This window comes from Variovorax paradoxus B4 (assembly GCF_000463015.1).
GTDB lineage: Bacteria > Pseudomonadota > Gammaproteobacteria > Burkholderiales > Burkholderiaceae_C > Variovorax > Variovorax paradoxus_E.
Genome location: NC_022247.1, coordinates 2,327,533 through 2,344,841 on the forward strand (window position 1 = coordinate 2,327,533; position 17,309 = coordinate 2,344,841).

The window sequence follows — 17,309 nt, forward strand, 5'->3', positions numbered from 1 at the left end:
TGGCCGCGTCCTCAGGCCAGTTCTTTGACGACCTGGCGCGAGATGATCAGGCGCTGGATCTGGTTGGTGCCTTCGTAGATCTGCGCCAGGCGCACGTCGCGAAAGATGCGCTCGATGCGATAGTCGCGCGAGTAGCCGTTGCCGCCGTGGATCTGCAGCGCGTTCGACACGTGGCGCATCGCCATGTCGGTGGTGAAGAGCTTGGCCTGCGCGCCTTCCTTGGCGATGGCGTGGCCGGCGTCCTGCAGCCGCGCGCCGTGATGAATGAGCAAACGCGCCGCGGCGATGTCGGTGGCCATGTCGGCCACCATGAACTGGATGGCCTGGAAGTTCATGATCGGCTCGCCGAACTGCTTGCGCGTGGTGGCGTAGGCCACGGCGTCTTCCATCGCGGCCTGCGCCATGCCGAGCGCCATCGACGACATCAGCAGGCGGCTGAAGTTGAAGTTGCCCATGGCCGTCTTGAAGGCCTGGTTCTCGGCGCCGATCAGCGCGCTCCTGGGCACGCGCACGTCCTGCAGCACGATCTGGCAGTCTTCCAGGCCGTGCATGCCGAGCAGTTCCTCGTTCTTGCCGCGGCTCACGCCGGCCTGGTGCGCATCGACCATGAAGCAGCTGATCGACCTGTGGCCGGCTTCCTTGCCGGTGCGCGCGAACACCATGATGCGATCGGCCACGCCGCCGAGCGTGACCCAGGCCTTGGTGCCGTTGAGCAACCAGCCGTCGTCCGCGGCGCGCGCGGTGGTGGTGATGCTGGCCACGTCGGAGCCGAAGTCGGGCTCGGACATGGCGGTGGCCATGACGATGGAGCCGTCGAGGATGCCCGGGATCAGCGCCTTCTGGCTCTCGTTGCCGTGGTGGTGCAGGAACAGCGCCGCCTCGACGGGAATCGCGAACGCGTTGCCGATGGCGCCCGAGCAGCGCGCCAGCTCTTCCATCACGAGGCAGGTGCTGACGGTGTCGAAGCCCGAGCCGCCGGCCGCCTCGGGCAGGCTCACGCCGAACAGGCCGAGCTCGGCCATGCCGCGGTACAGCACGCGGTCGAACTTGTCCTCGCGGTCGATGGCCGCGGCGCGCGGCAGCACTTCGCCCTCGGCGAAGCGGCGCGCGGTGTCGCGCAGCGAGATCTGGTCTTCGGTGAGGAAATGGGTCATGGTCTTCAGGCGGTGTGATCGGGTTGCTGCTCGGCTTCGTCGCTGGCCAGATGGCCGTCGTGCGCGACTTCGTCGCGTTCGCGGTCGAGGAAATAGACGGCCACGTTGTCGCCGGTGGTGGCGAAGCAGGCCGCCAGCGCAGGCGTGATGGCGGCGGCCAGCGCGCGGCGCTGGGCCGGTGTGCGGCGGTAGGCATGCACCTTGACGAACACGCGCGTGCCCCCGCCGGCGCCGTCGTGGCCCAGCTGGCCCTCATGGGCGTAGTCGTGGGGCGCGACGGGCATGAAGTACAGCGTGACGGTCGAGGGCTCGACGCCGAACGATGTGACGACGCCGTCGGTCAGTGCGCGGCTGGCGGCGCGCTTGCGGGTTTCGGGCGCGCTCGGCGCCAGGATTTCGAGATAGGGCATGTGGGAGAAGTTGTTTCAGGTCGGCGCGATGGCACGGCAGGAGGCGCGCTGGATCAGGCGCGAGCCGACCCGGTATTCGCGGCCGCTGTTGGCCACGCCGCCCAGGCGCTGCACCAGCCGGTCGACCGCGAGGTTGGCCATTTCGGCGGCACCGCTGTCCACCACGCTGATGGCGGGGCGCTGCCACTCGAACCACGGCGAGTCTTCGTAGAACAGCAGCGACAGGTCGTCGGGAATCAGCAGCCCGCGCTCCGACACCACGCGCAGCACGCCGAGCGAGGACTCGTGGTTGGCCACGAAGAGGGCCGAAGGCGGCGTGGGCATCGACAGCAGCGCGTTGGCGGCCGTCACGCCGGTCTCGGGCGCATAGCGGCCGGCCTGGATCAGCGCCGGATCGATGGGCAGGCCCGCTTCCTGCATGGCCCGCTTGTAGCCCGCGAGGCGCTCCTTGCCGGAGGTGGTGTCGCTCATGCCCACGATCAGGCCGATGCGCCGGTGTCCGAGGTCCAGCAGGTGCTTCGTGCCGGCATAGGCGCCGTCGAGGTCGCCCGCGAGCACCGATTCGAGCGTGGCGCCCTCGACGCGGCGCACCGCGCAGATCACCGGGATGTCGGCGTGCTCCATGGCCAGCAGCTGGGCGCCGTTGGCGCCGTTGGGCACGGCGATCAGGCCGTCGACGCTGTGGTCGACGAGGGTCTTGAAGATGTCGCGCTCCTGCTCGGGGTCGTCGGCGCTGATGCTCAGGATGACCTGGTAGCCGAGCGCCTGCATGCGCGTCTGCACCACCGAGGCGAGCACCTGGAACGAGGCGTTCTCCAGGTTGTGCACGGTGAGGCCGATGAGCCGCGAGCGCTTGGTCTTCAGCGCCCGGGCGAAGGTGTTGGTGCGGTAGCCGAGGGCGGCGGCCACCTGGATCACGTGCCGCTGCGTGGCGTGATTGGTCAGGCTGGAGCCAGCGAGCGCACGCGAGGCCGTGGCAATGGAAACGTCGGCGGCACGGGCCACGTCGCGCAGCGTCACCGCCATGGCGCGACCTCGTGAAAGCATTGTTTTGTAAACGATTGCATTTTTTTATCGTAGTTCTGCGGGAGGTGGACGGTCAAGAAGAAATTGCAATTCGATCCGTACGGTCGGACATGATTGCAATCGATTCCAATTTTATTGCATACTGCCGGCTTTCGCGACTAGACAACCAGGATGGCCATGCACATTTCCGGAGTCGGCGGCATCTGGCCCGCCACCTTGACCCCCTTCACGCCGGACGGCCGCGTCGACGACGACGCGCTGGCCGCCCATGTGCGCGACGTCGCCGGCACGCCCGGCGTGCGCGCGGTGGTGGTCAACGGACACGCGGGCGAGGCGACGTCGCTCGATCGCGCGGAGCGCACCCAGGTGGTGCGGGTTGCGGTGGCCGCGGCCGGCGAAGTGCCCGTCGTGGCCGGCGTGGTGGCCGACGACACCCGCCAAGCCTGCGCATTGGCGCGGGACGCGGCACAGGCCGGCGCCTCGGCCTTGCTGCTGTTTCCGCCGGCGGTGTTCGCGCAGGGCGCGGGCGCGCGCCCCGACATGGCCCATCGCTTCGTGAGCGAGGTGGCCGCTGCGAGCAGCCTGCCGATCGTGCTGTTCCAGCTGTCGCGCGCCTCGGGCCTCGCCTACTCGACCGACACGCTGGCGCAGCTTTGCACGGATGTGCCGGCCATCGTGGCGGTGAAGGAGGGCAGCGACATTCCCGAGTTCTACGAGGACAACCTGCGGGCCCTGCGCGCACTGCCACGCCCGGTCACGCTGCTGAGCAGCAGCAACAGCTGGCTGTTCGCTTCGCTGGCCTATGGCGCGGACGGCATTCTTTCGGGCCTGGGCAGCGTGGCTGCCGGGCTGCTGGTGGCGCTGCACGAGGCCGTCGCGCGCGGCGACCTGGCGGCCGCCCGCGCGGTCAACGAGCGGCTGGTGCCGCTGTGCCGGGCCTTCTACCGCGCGCCTTACCTCGACGCCCACAACCGCATGAAGACGGCGCTGCATCTTCTCGGCCGCCTGCCCCATCCGGACCCGCGCCCACCGCTCCTGCCCGTGCCGGCCGACGACACGGCGCGCATTCGCGCGGCGCTGCTGGCCTCAGGCTTGCTGGATGCCGGCCACTCTTCTTCTTTTCCGTCCCCTTGAGCGATCCATTCCATGGCTGATTTCCGCGGCACCTACACCATCATGGTCACGCCCTTCGATGCCGAAGGCAACGTCGACGTACCCACCCTCGAACGCTATGTCGACTGGCAGATCGAATCCGGCATCCATGGCCTGATCCCGCTCGGCTCGACGGGTGAATTCATGTCGATGTCCGACGACGAGATCGCGCTCGTCGCCCGGATCGTGATCGACCGCGCCGCCGGCCGCGTGCCGGTGCTCATCGGCACCACCGCCGAGGACACGCGCGCCGCCGTGCGCCTGAGCCGCCGCGCCGAGGCGCAGGGCGCCGACGGCGTGATGGTGCTGCCGCCTTTCTATTGCACCCCCACCGACGACGAGCTGTTCCTGCACTACAGGACCATCTCGGACGCCATCGGCATTCCGATCATGGTCTACAACAACCCGGCCGTCGCCAACGTCGACCTGAAGCCGCCGCTGGTGGCGCGGCTCTCGCAGATCGACAACTGCCGCTACATCAAGGAATCGACGCTCGAAGTCACCCGCGTGCGCGACATCATGCGGCTGTCCGAAGGCCGCATGGCGGTGTTCGGCGGCATCATGGGCTTCGAGTCGTATGTCGAGGGCGCGGTGGGCTGGGCCGCCGTGCCATCGAACGGCGCTCCGCGCGAAATGGCGCGGCTGTACGACCTCGTCATGGCCGGCCAGCTGGCCGAAGCGCGCGCACTGGCGTTCAGGCACTTTCCGATGATCGACTTCGTCGCCGGCCAGTCCTACGTGGCGGGCACCAAGGCACTGCTCGCGGCCATGGGCCTGCCGGTCGGCGCGCCGCGCCCGCCGCGCCTGCCGATGGGCCCCGAGGGCATCGCCGCCGCGAGGCGCCTGGTCGACGAGCTCGGCCTGAAGATTCAAACCACCACCGCCTGAGGAATCCCCATGAGCGCCTTGCAACCGAACACGCCCGCGTCGACCGCCGACAGCCGGCCTGAACTCGTCATCCGCATGGTCGGCGTGCAGAAGTGGTACGACGACTTCCAGGTGCTGCGCGACATCGACCTCGAGGTGCAGCGCGGCGAACGCATCGTGATCTGCGGACCCTCGGGCTCGGGAAAATCGACGCTGCTGCGCTGCATCAACCGGCTCGAGGAGCATCAGCAGGGGCAGATCGTGGTGAACCGTGCCGAGCTCACCGCCGACATGCGGCGCATCGACGCGGTGCGGCGCGACGTCGGCATGGTGTTCCAGCACTTCAACCTGTTTCCGCATCTCACCATCCTCGAGAACTGCACGCTGGCGCCGGTGTGGAGCAAGAAGTACACGCCCAGGCAGGCGAAAGAGGTCGCCATGTCGTACCTGGAGCGCGTGCGCATCCCGGAGCAGGCCAACAAGTATCCGTCGCAGCTCTCAGGCGGCCAGCAGCAGCGCGTGGCCATTGCACGGGCGCTGTGCATGGGTCCCAAGGTCATGCTGTTCGACGAACCGACCTCGGCGCTCGACCCCGAGATGGTCAAGGAAGTGCTGGACACCATGGTCTCGCTGGCCGATGACGGCATGACCATGCTGTCGGTGACGCACGAGATGAACTTCGCGCGCCAGGTTGCCAATCGCGTGATCTTCATGGACCAGGGCGCCATCGTCGAGCAGGCCGCGCCGCAGGAATTCTTCGCAAACCCCAAACACGAACGCACCCGGCTTTTCCTGAGCCAGCTGCTGCACTGATCGACCCTTACTTCACTTACTTCAATCACTCATGGCAAGAATCGGCATTGAGGCGGCGGGCATGCGCTTCGTCGCGGAAACGAATCCGGAAGCACCGAAGACCGTCGCTGCGTTCACCAGGCTGCTGCCCTACCGGCAGAAGATCATCCATGTGCGCTGGAGCGGCGAAGGCTGCTGGATTCCGCTGGGCGACTTCGAACTGGGCGTCGGGTTCGAGAACCACACCAGCCATCCTTCCGTCGGCGACATCCTGTTCTACCCCGGCGGCTACAGCGAGACCGAGATCATCCTGGCCTACGGCAGCTGCAGCTTCGCCAGCAAGATGGGGCCGCTCGCGGGCAACCACTTCCTGACGATCGTCGAAGGCAAGGAGCAGTTGCGCGCCCTCGGCAACAAGGTGCTGTGGCAGGGCGCGCAGGACATTGCATTCGAATTGCTCTGAGGCGGCTTCGCGCGCCGGCTACGGCCGCATCAACGGTTGGCGAGCGGAAATTCTTCGGCGCTGAAGACCGTGTGAAAGACCGTGCCGTCGAACATCTCGAACAGATGCTTCGAGGCCTCGCGGCTTTCGTAGCGCACAGGCGAATCGAGCGCATGCGCGATGTCTTCCCGGCTCGCATAGCGGGTCGACAGCACCATTGCCAGTTCGGGATCGCTCACGTCGCTTTCGATCTGGCGCAGCACGCGCACTTCGAGCACACCGGGAAAGCGGGTCCACAGCGGCACCAGCTTGTCGTGCACGTGGCGGTCGAAAGCCTCTTCCATGCCGGCCTTGACCCGGCCCCGGAAAAACGCGCAGCGGATGAACATGAGGTCTTCTTTCTGTGGGTGGCCAACACGCGCTTCAGTCGCGCGCGTAGCCGTTGAACTGCCGCATCATGGCGGCCGTGTCTTGCGCCCCGAGCCCGGCCGCCACGAAGGCGCGATGCAGCTCGGAGACCGCGCCCGCCAGCGGCAGCGGCAGGCGTTCGCCCTGTGCAAAGGCCTGCACGGCCTCGAGGTCCTTGAGCATGTTGTCGATGCGGCCGGTGGGCGTGAAGTCGCGCGCGGCCATCTTGGGGCCGAACTCGCGCAGGATCTGGCTGTCGGCCCGGCCTCCGGCCAGCGCGGTGTGCAGTTTCGACGCATCGACGCCGCCGGCCTCCGCCAGCCGCACTGCCTCGGCCACGGCCTGGAAGCCGATGGCGCAAAGCAGCTGGTTGACCAGCTTGGTGGTCTGGCCCGCGCCGCTGCCGCCCATGCGGGTGTAGTTGGCGCACAGGCTGTCCATCACGGCGCGTGCGCGCGCCACGTCGTCCTCGCTGCCGCCCGCCATGACCGTCAGCTGCCCGAGCAGGGCCTTGGGAGCCCCGCCCGACAACGGCGCATCCACGAAGCCCATGCCCGTGCGCTCGCGCAGCGACTGCGCGAGCCGGCGCGTCGAGGCCGGGCCGATGGAAGACATGTCGATCAGCAGCCGGTGCGGATCCGCGGGCGCGGCGGCGGCCACCCCGGCCTCGCCGAAGAGCGCACGCTCCAGCACCGCAGCCGAGTTGAGGCTGGTGATGACGAAGTCGCTTGCCGCCGCGGCCGTGGCCGCGGTGCGGGCGGCGTGCGCGCCTTGCTGCTCCAGCGCGGCGACCTTGGCGGAGTCGAGGTCGAACACGCACACCGCATGGCCGCATTCGAGCAGGCGGTGTGCAATGGCCGAGCCCATGATGCCGACGCCGATCACGGCCACGCGCTGGCCTGGCTTCGCGGCCATGGATCAGAGGCTGGCGGTAATGCCGCCGTCCACGTACAGGATGTGGCCGTTGACGAAGCTCGATGCGTCCGACGCGAGGAAGATCGCCGCTCCGCCGAGTTCTTCCACGTCGCCCCAGCGCCCCGCGGGCGTGCGGCCGGAGAGCCACGCCGTGAAAGCTTCGTCGGCCACCAGCGCCTGCGTCAGCTCGGTCTTGAAATAGCCCGGGCCCAGGCCGTTGACCTGGATGCCGTGCTTGCCGAGGTCGATCGCCATGCCCTTGGTGAGCATCTTCACCGCGCCCTTGGTGGCGGCGTAGGGTGCAATGCCCGGGCGGCCCAGCTCGCTTTGCACCGAGCAGACGTTGATGATCTTGCCGCGCTTGCGCTCGATCATGCGCTGCGCCACGAAGCGGCCGACGAAGAACACGCTGTCGATGTTGGTGCTGGTGATCTTGTGCCATGCATCGATCGGAAACTCCGCGAATGCCCCCCGGTGCTGCATGCCGGCGTTGTTGACCAGGATGTCGATGGGGCCGATCTCGGCTTCGATGCGCGCCACGCCGGCCTCCACCGCGGCGGCGTCGGTCACGTCGAAAGCCATGGCCTCGGCTGCAACGCCCCGGGCGCGCAGGGCGTCGCGGGCGGTTTCGAGTGCGCCGGCATCGCGCGCATTGAGCACGATGCGCGCGCCGGCCGAGCCCAGTGCCGCGGCCAGCGCAAAGCCGATGCCCTTGCTGGAGCCGGTGATGAGGGCAGTGCGCCCGGTCAGGTCGAACAGTTTCAAGCGGAGCTCCAGGATCGATGGCGGAATGCGCAGACGGTGGCAATGCAAATACGTTACCGGTATCTAATGAAGCCGTCAATGGTGAAAACCTTCGCGGAGTCTTCCTTCAGGCAGGTTCAAGTCGCGGTTAAAGTTACCGGTATCCATTTTGCGCAGCCGCGCCATCCCGCAGGAGAATCCGCTTGACCGCTGCCCCGAGACCCCCGCACGTGCTGATGCCCGGCCCCTATCCGGAATGGGACATGGTGCCGATGCAGGCGAGCTACACGCTGCTTCGCTGGTGGGAGGCGCCGGACCGGCAGGCCTTCATCGCCGAGCACGCCGCGGACATCCGCGCGGTGGCCACGCGTGGCGAGCTGGGGGCCAGCGCCGAGCTCATCGCATCGCTGCCCCGACTGGAGCTGATCGCCTGCTATGGCGTGGGCACCGACGGCATCGACCTTGCGGCCTGCCGCGCGCGCGGCATCCGCGTGACCAACACGCCCGACGTGCTCAACGGCGACGTGGCCGACCTTGCCGTAGGCCTCACGCTCGCACTCCAGCGGTCCATCCCGGCCGGCGACCGCTTCGTGCGCAGCGGTGAGTGGGCCAAGGGCCCGATGCCGCTGGCCACCCGCTTCTTCGGCCAGCGCGTGGGCATTGCCGGTTTCGGGCGCATTGGCAGCACCATCGCGCGGCGGCTCTCGGGCTTCGAGATGGAGCTGGGCTACTTCAGCCGCACGGCGCGCGAGGACAGTGCGCATCGCCACTTCGGCAGCCTCGCAGCGATGGCCGACTGGTGCGACGTGCTGATCGTCATCCTGCCCGGCGGCGAGGCCACGCGCGGCATCGTCGATGCCGAGGTGCTGCAGGCGCTCGGCCCGAAGGGCTGGCTCGTGAACGTGTCGCGCGGCACCACGGTGGACGAGGGCGCGCTGTTGCAGGCGCTCGAGCAGCGCGCCATCGCAGGCGCGGCACTCGACGTGTTCCAGAACGAGCCGCGCATCGACCCGCGCTTTGCGACGCTCGACAACGTGGTGCTGCACCCGCACCATGGCAGCGGCACCGAGCAGACCCGCCGCGCCATGGGCGAGCTGGTGCGCCGCAACCTGCAGGCCCACTTCGGCGGCCAGCCCCTCGTCACCCCGGTCGCCTGACGGCCTGAAGGAGAACCCATGCGTATGCGCTGTATGTGCCTCGTGATTCATGCCCCCGACGACCTGCGCCTGGAGGAACAGGACGCCGGAGACATCGGCCCGGGCCAGGTGCTGGTGAAGGTCGGCATGGGCGGCATCTGCGGCTCCGACCTGCATTATTTTCACAACGGCGGCTTCGGCACCGTGCGCATCAAGGAGCCGATGGTGCTGGGCCACGAGGTGGCCGGCACTGTGGTGGCCACGGCGCCCGGCGTCGACAGCGTGCGCATCGGCGACAAGGTGGCCATCAACCCAAGCCGCCCGTGCGGCGGCTGCAAGTTCTGTCTCGAAGGCCTGCCCAACCAGTGCCTGGACATGCGCTTCTACGGCAGCGCCATGCGCACGCCGCACGTGCAGGGCGCGTTCCGCAACATGCTGCTGTGCGAGGCCACGCAGTGCGTGAAAGTGGCGGACCACGTGCCGCTGCGCCTGGCGGCGCTGGCCGAGCCGTTCTCGGTCGGGCTGCATGGCGTGTCGCGCGCAGGCCCGCTGCTGGGCAAGCGCGTGCTGGTGTCGGGCTGCGGACCCATCGGCGTGCTGGCCATCGCGGCCGCGCGCGCCCACGGGGCGGCCGAGATCACCGCCACTGACGTGGTCGACGAACCACTGGCCATCGCGCGCGCCATGGGCGCCGACCACGCCATCAACGTCGCGCAGGACAAGGCCTGGGTGTCGCGCTATTCGGCCGACAAGGGAACCTTCGACGTGATGCTCGAATGCTCGGGCAACGAGCGCGCCCTGCGCGACGGGCTCGAGGTGATGCGCCCGCGCGGCGTGGTGGTGCAGCTGGGCCTGGGCGGCGACGTGAGCATTCCGCAGAACATGGTGGTGGCGAAGGAGCTCAGCATCTGCGGCTCGTTCCGCTTCCATGCGGAGTTCGCGCTGGCGGTGCGGCTCATCAACGAAGGGCGGGTCGACCTGTCGCCGGTCGTGTCGCACACCTTCCCGATGCTGCAGGCGCGGCAGGCCTTCGAACTGGCGAGCGACCGCCAGCGCGCGATGAAGGTGCTGATCGATTTTGCCGACGCCGGCGCGGAAACCGCCGCGGCCTGAGCACCCTCAGGAGCTTTCCCGCTGCTCGACGCGAAACGGGATCAGCACCGTTTCCGCGGGCGGCCGGTGGCCCTCGCGAGAGCCGTCGATCACGCGCAGCAGCAGTTCGCCCGCGGCCCTGCCCATCCCCACGCAGTCCACCGCCACGGTCGTGATGCGCGGGTGGCAGGCGCGGGCCACCTCGAAGTCGCCGAAGCCCGCGATCGCGATGCGGCCCGGTACGTCCCAGCCGCGGCGCTGGCATTCCATCAGCGCGCCGAAGGCCGACAGGTCGGACACGCACATCACCGCATCCACGTCGGGCCATTGCCGGATCAGCTGCACCACGGCCTCTGCGCCTTGCGCCATGGAGATCGGGGGCTGCCCGAAGCTGATGACGCGCCCATCGGGCAGGCCCAGTTCGCGGATTGCCTCGGCGTAGCCGCGCTGCCGATCGGCCCCGCGCGTGTCCCGGTTCGAGGTGCCGCCGATGAAGGCGATGCGCCGGTAACCCTGGCCGTGCAGGTGCCGCACCATCGCGGCGGCCGCTTCTGCGTTCGAGAAGCCGACCGTGTGCTCGATGGGCGTGGCGGGCAGGTCCCAGGTCTCGACCACCGGCACGCCGGCCGCCTGCAGCATGGCGCGCGCGGCGGGTGTGTGGGCACCGCCGGTGAGGATCACGCCCTCGGGCCGGCGCGCGAGCATGGCGCGCAGCAGGCGCTCCTCGGTCTCCACCCGGTAGTCGGTGTAGCCCAGCAGCAGCTGCAGTCCGCGCGCTTCCAGGGCGGCGGCGATGCCTTGCGCGGTCTCGGAAAAGTTGGAGTTGTTCAGCGACGGAATCAGCACCGCGACGAAGCCCGAGCGCTTGCTGGAGAAGGTGCGGGCGGTCTGGTCGATCACGTAGCCCATCTCTTCGCATGCCTGGAGGATGCGCTGGCGCAGCGCCTCCGAGGTCGCGCGGTCGCTGCCCGTGCGGCGGTTCAGCGCACGCGACACCGTCATCTTCGAGACGCCGACGCGCGCGGCGACGTCCGCCATCGTCGCCGGACGGGGCAGGGGGGCGGAGGCTTTGGTCGAGGGCAAGGGACGGGTCTCTCTGGAATGCTGAATGCGGGTCCGAGGATAGGCGACGGCGGAGCTGAAATGGCAATTCGCGTGTGACAACCGTCCAAAGGCGCGTCCCGTTGCAACGCAGGTCACTGGCGTACAAGACGGCCGGTGTTCGCAGTCCTATCGTGCGGCGTTGTCTTCCCCAACGCGCAGGAAACCGATGCCGCCGTCCTTCACGCCGCCTTTCACTTCTTCCGGCCGCAGCGCCCTCGTGCAGGCGCCGCCCTGGCACTACGCCGGCTGGCTCGTCAACGTGGCGTTCGCCTTCGACGCCCGGCTTGGCGCGGCCATGGTGCCGGCGGAACTCGGCGTGTCCACCGGCAAGGGCTGCGTTCATTTCGCCGACTGGCAGTCCTGCGGCAATGATGGGCGGGAACTTCTCGACCCCGTCTATGCGCAGTACCGCGAGACCATCGTGGTGCTCGAGATCGCGCCGAGGCAGCGCGGCGATGCGCGCTGCTATTGCCCGCTGATCTACGTCGACCAGGACATTTCGCTGCTGCGCGGCTGGCTGCAAGGCTGGCCCAAGAAGATCGGCCAGACCTGGTTGACCCGCAGCCTGCCGCTGGTGCATCCCGCGGCCGCGCCCTTGTCCACCGGCAGCCGGCTCGGCGCGAGCCTCAGCGTGAAGGAGCGCCGGCTGGTCGACGCGACGGTCACGCTGACCGGCGAGAAGGCCGGACGCCTGGGCTTTCTAGCCGCGCCGACCATCGGTGCGGTGGGCTGGCCCGACCTGACGCAGCCTGGCGTCCCCGCGGCCCCTCGCTACCTGCGTGCCGACATCGTGGACCGAGTCGAACCGGGCTGGACGCGGGGCAGCGCGACACTGCAGTTTCACGAGCACCCGGTGGAGGAACTGTCGCTGCTCGGGCCGGTCGAGGCGACCGAGGCCAGTGCAGGCTGGATCGGCATCACGGTTCGCGGCGCGCTGGCCGCATGAGGGCGCCGCCGGCGCTAACCTTCGGGGGATGAACTTCTCCGCCACCTCCCACGTGATCGGCCTGCCGATGGAAGGCGGCGCGCAGATCGAGGCGATGTTCGCGGCCGATCCCACGGCGCGCTTCGAGCTGCACTGGCATGCCGAGTGGAGCGTGGGCGCCATCCTCGAAGGCCGCTGCGAGTTCACGTGCGCCGGAGAACGGCATGTGGCGGCCGCCGGCGATATCGTGCTGATGGCGCCGTTCATGCTGCACACGGCAGGTGTCAGCGCGCAGGGGTTTCGGATGGTGATGCTGTATGTGCCGCATGGCTGGGCCGCAGCGCGCCTCGCATGGCCGCCGGGTGAGCGGGGCGTGCCGCGCCAGCGGGTCTGGAAGGACGAGCGTGCGGCCCGTGCATTGGCTGCGGCAGCGCAATCGGAGGATGGTGCGGACGTCGCCAGTCTTCTGGAGCGGATCTTGCGCGCACAGACCGGAAAGGAACGCGTGCCGGTCGAGCGCCCGCCGGGCGACGCCCGCGTCGAGGCGGTCTGCGAGGCCCTGGCGACGGAGGACGCCTGCCGCATCGCCCCTGCTTCGTTCGCCCAGCGGTTGGGCGTGTCGCGCGAACACTTCCATCGCCTGTTCCGTTCGGCCGTCGGCATGACGCCGGCCCACTATGCGCGGCTCGCGCGCATCGGCCGGGCCAAGGCGCTGCTGCGCGAAGGCAAGGCGCCCGCCGAGGTGGCGGCACAGTGCGGCTTTGTGGACCAGGCCCACTTCTCCAGGTGGTTCCGCCGCTGCTTTGGCGTGACGCCGGGCAACTACATGGTCAGCCGGCAGCGGGTGGAAAGGGCCGCATGAGAAGAATCGCGGCCTGGTGCGCCCGATGGCCCGATGGGCCGGCGCGCGCGGCGGTGCGTCAGCGGATCACCAGGCGCGGCCCGGTGCCTTGCGGGTTGGCTCTGCCAACCACTGCGGCGGCGTCGAAGCCATGCCGATGGAAGATGGCCAACACCTGGTCGAGCGCCTCGGGCGCGCACGAAACCAGCAGTCCGCCACTGGTCTGAGGGTCGGTGAGCAGGGCGCGCTCGTGGTCGGCGAAGTTCTGCGGCAGCGCCACGTCGGACCCGTAGCCGGCCCAGTTGCGGCCGGAAGCGCCGGTGACGTGCCCCGACCGCACCAGGTCGCGCACCCCCTCCAGCACGGGCACCTGCTTCCAGTCGATCTCCAGCGACAGGCTCGCGCCGCGCGCCAGTTCCAGCGCATGGCCGGCCAGGCCGAAGCCCGTCACGTCGGTCAGCGCATGCACGCCGTCGAGCGCCGCGAGCTCGGGGCCCGGCGTGTTCAGCCGCGTCGTGGTGGCGATCATGCGTTCGTAGCCGGCCGCGTCGAGTGCTTCTTTCTTGAGCGCCGCCGACAGGATGCCCACGCCGAGCGGCTTGCCCAGCACCAGCACGTCGCCGGCCTTCGCGCCGGCATTGCGCTTGACGCGCTTCGGATGGACCAGCCCCAGCGCGACCAGGCCGTAGATGGCTTCGACCGAATCGATGGTGTGGCCGCCCGCGATCGGAATGCCAGCAGCCCGGCACACCGATTCGCCGCCTTCGAGGATGCGCCCGATGGTCGCCGTGCTGAGCACGTTGATCGGCATGCCGACCAGGGCGAGCGCCAGGATCGGCTTGCCGCCCATCGCATACACGTCGGAGATCGCGTTGGTGGCCGCGATGCGGCCGAAGTCGAACGGATCGTCGACGATCGGCATGAAGAAGTCGGTCGTGGCGATCAGCGCCTGCTCGTCGTTGAGCTGGTAGACGGCCGCGTCGTCGGCCGTCTCGATGCCGACCAGCAGCTCGGGCGGCATCGGCATGCGCGCGGTGCCCTTGAGGATTTCCGACAGCACGCCGGGCGCGATCTTGCAGCCGCAGCCGCCGCCGTGCGACAGCGAGGTGAGGCGGGGCTCGGCGGTGTGGGCTTGCGGGAGGGCTGCGTTCATGGTGGTGGCTGGAGTTCGTTCAAAAGTTGGAACAGTGCGGCCTGCTCGGCCCTCGGGTCGAACAGCGGCGCGCGCAATGCGCATTGTGTGCGCAGACTGTCCAGCAGGCCGGCTGGGCGGTCTTTGGAGCCCTGGCCGGCGCGGCAGGCCTCGAGCAGCGTCACCAGTGCGGCGGCATCCCCGTGCGGAAAGTAGCCGGCGTAGCCGTCCCCGAGCATGCCGACGTTGCCGGGCACGCGGGACGCCAGCACCGGCGTGCCGCTGCGCACCGCCTCCATGATCACGTGGGCCCCGCCTTCCAGCGCGCTGGTGTGCACCAGGACGTGGGCGCGCTGGATGCGCTGGCGGGCCTGGGCATGGGGCAGGGCGCCGAGCCAGCGGTAGCCCGGGCAGTCGCTTGCCAGCGCGCGCGCGAGGTCGCCCAGGCCGTCATCGTCCGCGCCGCCGATGTGGTCGATGCGGATGTCCTCGCGCCCGCACAGCAGGCGCGCCGCCTCGAACAGCGTCTGCGGCGACTTGACCTGGCGCAGGTGGCCGACCATCACCGCGCGCAGGTGGCGTGCGGACTTGGGCAGTTCGGCGCGCGCGGATGTCGACTGGTACACCACGCGTGCCTTGCGCCGGTATTCCGGGGGCAGGGCCTCGGCGCCCAGCGCCTGCAGCACGACGAGGCGCTGCGCCAGCTGCAGCGAACGCTGCGCCTGCGGGTCGCTGCCGATGTCCTGGTACAGGTCGGTGCCGGTCAGCACCACGGCCAGGCCCCGGCCGGGGCGGGCCTTCGCCCAGTGCTCGATGGACTGCGCCGAGCGGCGAGCGTGCAGCGCCAGCATCACGCTGTCGGCCGATGCGTTCGCATCGGGCCACTGCTGCACCACGCGCGCGCTGCAGGCCGGCGACAGCAGTGCCTTCCAGCGCTGGGCGGTGCGCCAGTTGCCGTTGTTGGCGCCGGCCAGCGCCGGGCTTACGATGACAACCGATGGATTCGACATTGCCTGTTTATAGCGTGGCCGGGGCGCCCGAGGCACTGGCGCTGCGCGCGGGGCCGCCGGCGTCGGTGCGCACGGCGCTGCTTGCCGCGCGGCGGCGCACACTGGACCTCGCCGACGATTTCCGCGCCGCATTGGGCGACGCCTATCCCGGCGTTGCCTATGCGCCCGAGTTCAATCCGCCGCTCTGGGAGCTGGGCCATGTGGCCTGGTTCCAGGAGTGGTGGATCGCCCGCAACCGGCAGCGCGCACGGGGCGTGGCCTGCGCGCCGGACCATGCGCGCGAGCCCTCGCTGCTGCCGCAGGCCGACGCCTGGTACGACTCCAGCCGCGTGGCGCACCGCAGCCGATGGGAACTCCCGCTGCCCGATGGCGATGCCACGCGCGACTACCTCGAACGCACGCTCGCGCAAACGCTGGCGCTGCTGGACGGCCTGCCGCCGGATGCGGACGACGATGCGCTGTACTTTTTCCGCCTGGTCGCCCTGCACGAGGCCATGCACGCGGAGGCGGCGGCCTACATGGCCCAGGGCCTGGGCATCGCGCTGCGCGAGAGCGAGGCGGCGCCGCCGCCGGCAGCGGATGCCGAACTGGAACTGGAACTGCCGGCCCAGCGCTTCCGGATGGGTTCCGATGCCACCACCGGCTTTGCGTTCGACAACGAGCTGCTGCCGCACGACGTGGCCGTCGAGCCGCTGCGCATCGACGCCCACCCCGTGACCTGGGCGCGGTTCCTGCCGTTTGTGGAAGGCGGCGGCTACGAGAACCCGGCGTGGTGGTCCGATGCAGGCCGTGCCTGGCTCGCGGGCCAGCCGTCGCGCCAGCCCGCCCGTCTCCGTCCGGCGGGCACCGGCTGGCAGCAGCGGCGTGGCGGCCGCTGGCTGCCGCTGAACCCGCAGGGCGCCGCGGTTCACCTGAGCGCACACGAAGCCGAAGCCTGGTGCCGCTGGGCCGGGCGGCGGCTGCCGACCGAAGCCGAATGGGAGTGCGCGGCGCTCACGCTGCCGGGCTTCGCCTGGGGGCGGGTCTGGGAATGGACGTCGAGCCCGTTCGAGCCCTATCCGGGCTTCACGCCCCATCCCTACCGCGACTACTCGGCGCCGTGGTTCGGCACCCGGCGGGTGCTGCGCGGCGCGTGCCTCGCCACGTCGGCCGCACTGGCGCATGTGCGCTACCGCAACTTCTTCGAGCCGCACCGCAGCGACATCTTCGCCGGCTTCCGCAGCAGCCATGCCGCCGGCGGGTGACCGGGCTCTTGCGGTCTAATCCCCGCCTTGTTCTTCGCTTTTCGGGAGTCTCATGAAATTTGCTGTCCTGCCGCGCTTCGTCCTGGCGTTGGCCCTGCTGGCCGGTGCCATCGCCGCGCAGGCCCAACAGACCTTCCGCATCACCGCGATCCCCGACGAGTCGCCGACCGAGCTCGCGCGCAAGTCGGCGCCGCTGGCCGCCTACCTGGAACGCAAGCTGGGCGTCAAGGTCGAGTTCACGCCGGTCACCGATTACGCGGCCGCCGTCGAGGCGCTGGCCAACAAGCAGGTGGACCTGGCCTGGCTCGGCGGCTTCACCTTCGTGCAGGCCAGCCATCGTTCAGGCGGCAAGGTGGTGCCGCTGGTGCAGCGTGAGGAGGACGAGAAATTCCGCTCGGTGTTCATCACCACGAACCCGGACATCCGCTCGCTCGGCGACCTCAAGGGCCGCAATCTGAGCTTCGGCTCGCAGTCCAGCACCTCGGGCCACCTGATGCCGCGCAGCTTCCTGCTGGCGGCCGGCATCGACCCCGACCGCGACCTCAAGCGCGTGGCGTATTCCGGGGCGCACGACGCCACGGTGGCCGCGGTCGCTTCCGGCAAGGTGGACGCCGGAGCCCTCAACATCTCGGTGTGGGAGAAGCTCGTGGCCGACAAGAAGGTCGATCCGGCGAAGGTGCGGGTGTTCTACACCACGCCGGCCTACTACGACTACAACTGGACCGTGCATGCCGACATGCCGGCCGCCAGGCGCGAGCAGCTGGCCCGGGCGTTCATCGAACTGAGCCCGGCCACCGCCGAGGGCCGCGACATCCTCGCGTTGCAGCGCGCCACGCGCTTCGTCCCGACGCGCGCCGAGAACTACAAGGGCATCGAAGCCGCGGCGCGCAACGCCGGCCTGCTGAACTGATCGGC

General features: G+C 69.5%; 19 protein-coding genes. 10 read left to right on the top strand and 9 right to left on the bottom strand.

What is annotated here, in order from left to right; translation table 11 throughout:
* Positions 1-11: 11 nt before the first annotated feature.
* From VAPA_RS10780 to VAPA_RS10790, 3 genes are read right to left on the bottom strand one after another with little or no spacing between them, the layout of a single operon-like run.
* Positions 12-1,154: an acyl-CoA dehydrogenase family protein gene (locus VAPA_RS10780; RefSeq protein WP_021006804.1), complete on the bottom strand. Its 1,143-nt coding sequence runs from the start codon at positions 1,152-1,154 to the stop codon at positions 12-14.
* Between the two features lie 5 nt (positions 1,155-1,159).
* Positions 1,160-1,564, bottom strand: a complete 405-nt coding sequence (locus tag VAPA_RS10785; protein ID WP_021006805.1) for a tautomerase family protein — start codon at positions 1,562-1,564, stop codon at positions 1,160-1,162.
* Positions 1,565-1,579: 15 nt separating this feature from the next.
* Positions 1,580-2,590, bottom strand: a complete 1,011-nt coding sequence (locus VAPA_RS10790) for a LacI family DNA-binding transcriptional regulator (RefSeq protein ID WP_021006806.1) — start codon at positions 2,588-2,590, stop codon at positions 1,580-1,582.
* Between the two features lie 177 nt (positions 2,591-2,767).
* Between VAPA_RS10790 and VAPA_RS10795 the strand changes: the two genes are divergently transcribed.
* The 4 genes from VAPA_RS10795 to VAPA_RS10810 are packed head-to-tail and all read left to right on the top strand — an operon-like array spanning position 2,768 to position 5,864.
* The gene (locus VAPA_RS10795; RefSeq protein ID WP_021006807.1) at positions 2,768-3,724 is read left to right on the top strand and encodes a dihydrodipicolinate synthase family protein; all 957 of its coding nucleotides are present in this window, start codon (positions 2,768-2,770) and stop codon (positions 3,722-3,724) included.
* 12 nt (positions 3,725-3,736) lie between these two features.
* Positions 3,737-4,630: a dihydrodipicolinate synthase family protein gene (locus tag VAPA_RS10800; protein ID WP_021006808.1), complete on the top strand. Its 894-nt coding sequence runs from the start codon at positions 3,737-3,739 to the stop codon at positions 4,628-4,630.
* 9 nt (positions 4,631-4,639) lie between these two features.
* A complete protein-coding gene (locus VAPA_RS10805; protein WP_021006809.1) occupies positions 4,640-5,422 on the top strand; it encodes an amino acid ABC transporter ATP-binding protein in 783 nt (260 codons plus the stop codon).
* 31 nt (positions 5,423-5,453) lie between these two features.
* The gene (locus VAPA_RS10810; RefSeq protein ID WP_041946080.1) at positions 5,454-5,864 is read left to right on the top strand and encodes a DUF3830 family protein; all 411 of its coding nucleotides are present in this window, start codon (positions 5,454-5,456) and stop codon (positions 5,862-5,864) included.
* 29 nt (positions 5,865-5,893) lie between these two features.
* Here the strand turns inward: VAPA_RS10810 and VAPA_RS10815 are convergent, their stop codons facing one another.
* The 3 genes from VAPA_RS10815 to VAPA_RS10825 are packed head-to-tail and all read right to left on the bottom strand — an operon-like array spanning position 5,894 to position 7,931.
* Positions 5,894-6,232 carry an antibiotic biosynthesis monooxygenase gene (locus tag VAPA_RS10815; protein WP_021006811.1) on the bottom strand — a complete coding sequence of 113 codons (339 nt, stop codon included), beginning with the start codon at positions 6,230-6,232 and terminating at the stop codon, positions 5,894-5,896.
* A 34-nt stretch (positions 6,233-6,266) separates the two neighbouring features.
* A complete protein-coding gene (locus VAPA_RS10820) occupies positions 6,267-7,166 on the bottom strand; it encodes an NAD(P)-dependent oxidoreductase (protein ID WP_021006812.1) in 900 nt (299 codons plus the stop codon).
* Between the two features lie 3 nt (positions 7,167-7,169).
* Complete coding sequence (locus tag VAPA_RS10825; protein WP_021006813.1) at positions 7,170-7,931, bottom strand: SDR family oxidoreductase; 762 nt, start codon at positions 7,929-7,931, stop codon at positions 7,170-7,172.
* 215 nt (positions 7,932-8,146) lie between these two features.
* Here VAPA_RS10825 and VAPA_RS10830 point away from each other — a divergent pair, with 215 nt between their 5' ends.
* Together VAPA_RS10830 and VAPA_RS10835 are read left to right on the top strand one after the other, a co-directional pair.
* Complete coding sequence (locus tag VAPA_RS10830; protein ID WP_155248108.1) at positions 8,147-9,067, top strand: 2-hydroxyacid dehydrogenase; 921 nt, start codon at positions 8,147-8,149, stop codon at positions 9,065-9,067.
* An 18-nt stretch (positions 9,068-9,085) separates the two neighbouring features.
* Positions 9,086-10,159 (top strand): L-idonate 5-dehydrogenase, encoded by a 1,074-nt coding sequence (locus VAPA_RS10835; RefSeq protein ID WP_021006815.1) that lies wholly within the window; start codon positions 9,086-9,088, stop codon positions 10,157-10,159.
* A gap of 6 nt (positions 10,160-10,165) precedes the next feature.
* Here VAPA_RS10835 and VAPA_RS10840 read toward each other — a convergent pair whose 3' ends face one another.
* A complete protein-coding gene (locus VAPA_RS10840; protein ID WP_021006816.1) occupies positions 10,166-11,176 on the bottom strand; it encodes a LacI family DNA-binding transcriptional regulator in 1,011 nt (336 codons plus the stop codon).
* Positions 11,177-11,408: 232 nt separating this feature from the next.
* On the opposite strand from VAPA_RS10840, the gene VAPA_RS10845 reads away from it, so the two are divergent.
* Positions 11,409-12,188, top strand: a complete 780-nt coding sequence (locus tag VAPA_RS10845) for an acetoacetate decarboxylase family protein (protein WP_021006817.1) — start codon at positions 11,409-11,411, stop codon at positions 12,186-12,188.
* Positions 12,189-12,216: 28 nt separating this feature from the next.
* Entirely contained in the window at positions 12,217-13,029 is an 813-nt protein-coding gene (locus VAPA_RS10850) for a helix-turn-helix transcriptional regulator (protein ID WP_021006818.1), read from the top strand.
* A 58-nt stretch (positions 13,030-13,087) separates the two neighbouring features.
* Here VAPA_RS10850 and senC read toward each other — a convergent pair whose 3' ends face one another.
* Entirely contained in the window at positions 13,088-14,161 is a 1,074-nt protein-coding gene (gene senC / locus VAPA_RS10855) for a selenophosphate synthetase SenC (RefSeq protein ID WP_021006819.1), read from the bottom strand.
* Positions 14,158-15,150, bottom strand: coding sequence for a selenoneine biosynthesis selenosugar synthase SenB (gene senB, locus VAPA_RS10860; protein WP_021006820.1), 993 nt, complete (start codon positions 15,148-15,150; stop codon positions 14,158-14,160). Before senB ends, senC begins: the two co-directional genes overlap by 4 nt.
* On the opposite strand from senB, the gene senA reads away from it, so the two are divergent.
* Positions 15,138-16,394, top strand: coding sequence for a selenoneine synthase SenA (gene senA / locus VAPA_RS10865; protein ID WP_021006821.1), 1,257 nt, complete (start codon positions 15,138-15,140; stop codon positions 16,392-16,394). The genes senB and senA overlap by 13 nt on opposite strands.
* A gap of 52 nt (positions 16,395-16,446) precedes the next feature.
* The gene (locus tag VAPA_RS10870) at positions 16,447-17,304 is read left to right on the top strand and encodes a putative selenate ABC transporter substrate-binding protein (RefSeq protein ID WP_021006822.1); all 858 of its coding nucleotides are present in this window, start codon (positions 16,447-16,449) and stop codon (positions 17,302-17,304) included.
* Positions 17,305-17,309 lie beyond the last annotated feature (5 nt).

What these genes read in the sequence shown, in the direction of transcription:
- VAPA_RS10780 (WP_021006804.1), bottom strand. Translation starts at nt 1,154, where the DNA reads ATGACCCATTTCCTCACCGAAGACCAGATCTCGCTGCGCGACACCGCG.
- VAPA_RS10785 (WP_021006805.1), bottom strand. Translation starts at nt 1,564, where the DNA reads ATGCCCTATCTCGAAATCCTGGCGCCGAGCGCGCCCGAAACCCGCAAG.
- VAPA_RS10790 (WP_021006806.1), bottom strand. Translation starts at nt 2,590, where the DNA reads ATGGCGGTGACGCTGCGCGACGTGGCCCGTGCCGCCGACGTTTCCATT.
- VAPA_RS10795 (WP_021006807.1), top strand. Translation starts at nt 2,768, where the DNA reads ATGCACATTTCCGGAGTCGGCGGCATCTGGCCCGCCACCTTGACCCCC.
- VAPA_RS10800 (WP_021006808.1), top strand. Translation starts at nt 3,737, where the DNA reads ATGGCTGATTTCCGCGGCACCTACACCATCATGGTCACGCCCTTCGAT.
- VAPA_RS10805 (WP_021006809.1), top strand. Translation starts at nt 4,640, where the DNA reads ATGAGCGCCTTGCAACCGAACACGCCCGCGTCGACCGCCGACAGCCGG.
- VAPA_RS10810 (WP_041946080.1), top strand. Translation starts at nt 5,454, where the DNA reads ATGGCAAGAATCGGCATTGAGGCGGCGGGCATGCGCTTCGTCGCGGAA.
- VAPA_RS10815 (WP_021006811.1), bottom strand. Translation starts at nt 6,232, where the DNA reads ATGTTCATCCGCTGCGCGTTTTTCCGGGGCCGGGTCAAGGCCGGCATG.
- VAPA_RS10820 (WP_021006812.1), bottom strand. Translation starts at nt 7,166, where the DNA reads ATGGCCGCGAAGCCAGGCCAGCGCGTGGCCGTGATCGGCGTCGGCATC.
- VAPA_RS10830 (WP_155248108.1), top strand. Translation starts at nt 8,147, where the DNA reads ATGCCCGGCCCCTATCCGGAATGGGACATGGTGCCGATGCAGGCGAGC.
- VAPA_RS10835 (WP_021006815.1), top strand. Translation starts at nt 9,086, where the DNA reads ATGCGTATGCGCTGTATGTGCCTCGTGATTCATGCCCCCGACGACCTG.
- VAPA_RS10840 (WP_021006816.1), bottom strand. Translation starts at nt 11,176, where the DNA reads ATGGCGGACGTCGCCGCGCGCGTCGGCGTCTCGAAGATGACGGTGTCG.
- VAPA_RS10845 (WP_021006817.1), top strand. Translation starts at nt 11,409, where the DNA reads ATGCCGCCGTCCTTCACGCCGCCTTTCACTTCTTCCGGCCGCAGCGCC.
- VAPA_RS10850 (WP_021006818.1), top strand. Translation starts at nt 12,217, where the DNA reads ATGAACTTCTCCGCCACCTCCCACGTGATCGGCCTGCCGATGGAAGGC.
- senC (WP_021006819.1), bottom strand. Translation starts at nt 14,161, where the DNA reads ATGAACGCAGCCCTCCCGCAAGCCCACACCGCCGAGCCCCGCCTCACC.
- senA (WP_021006821.1), top strand. Translation starts at nt 15,138, where the DNA reads ATGGATTCGACATTGCCTGTTTATAGCGTGGCCGGGGCGCCCGAGGCA.
- senB (WP_021006820.1), bottom strand. Translation starts at nt 15,150, where the DNA reads ATGTCGAATCCATCGGTTGTCATCGTAAGCCCGGCGCTGGCCGGCGCC.
- VAPA_RS10870 (WP_021006822.1), top strand. Translation starts at nt 16,447, where the DNA reads ATGAAATTTGCTGTCCTGCCGCGCTTCGTCCTGGCGTTGGCCCTGCTG.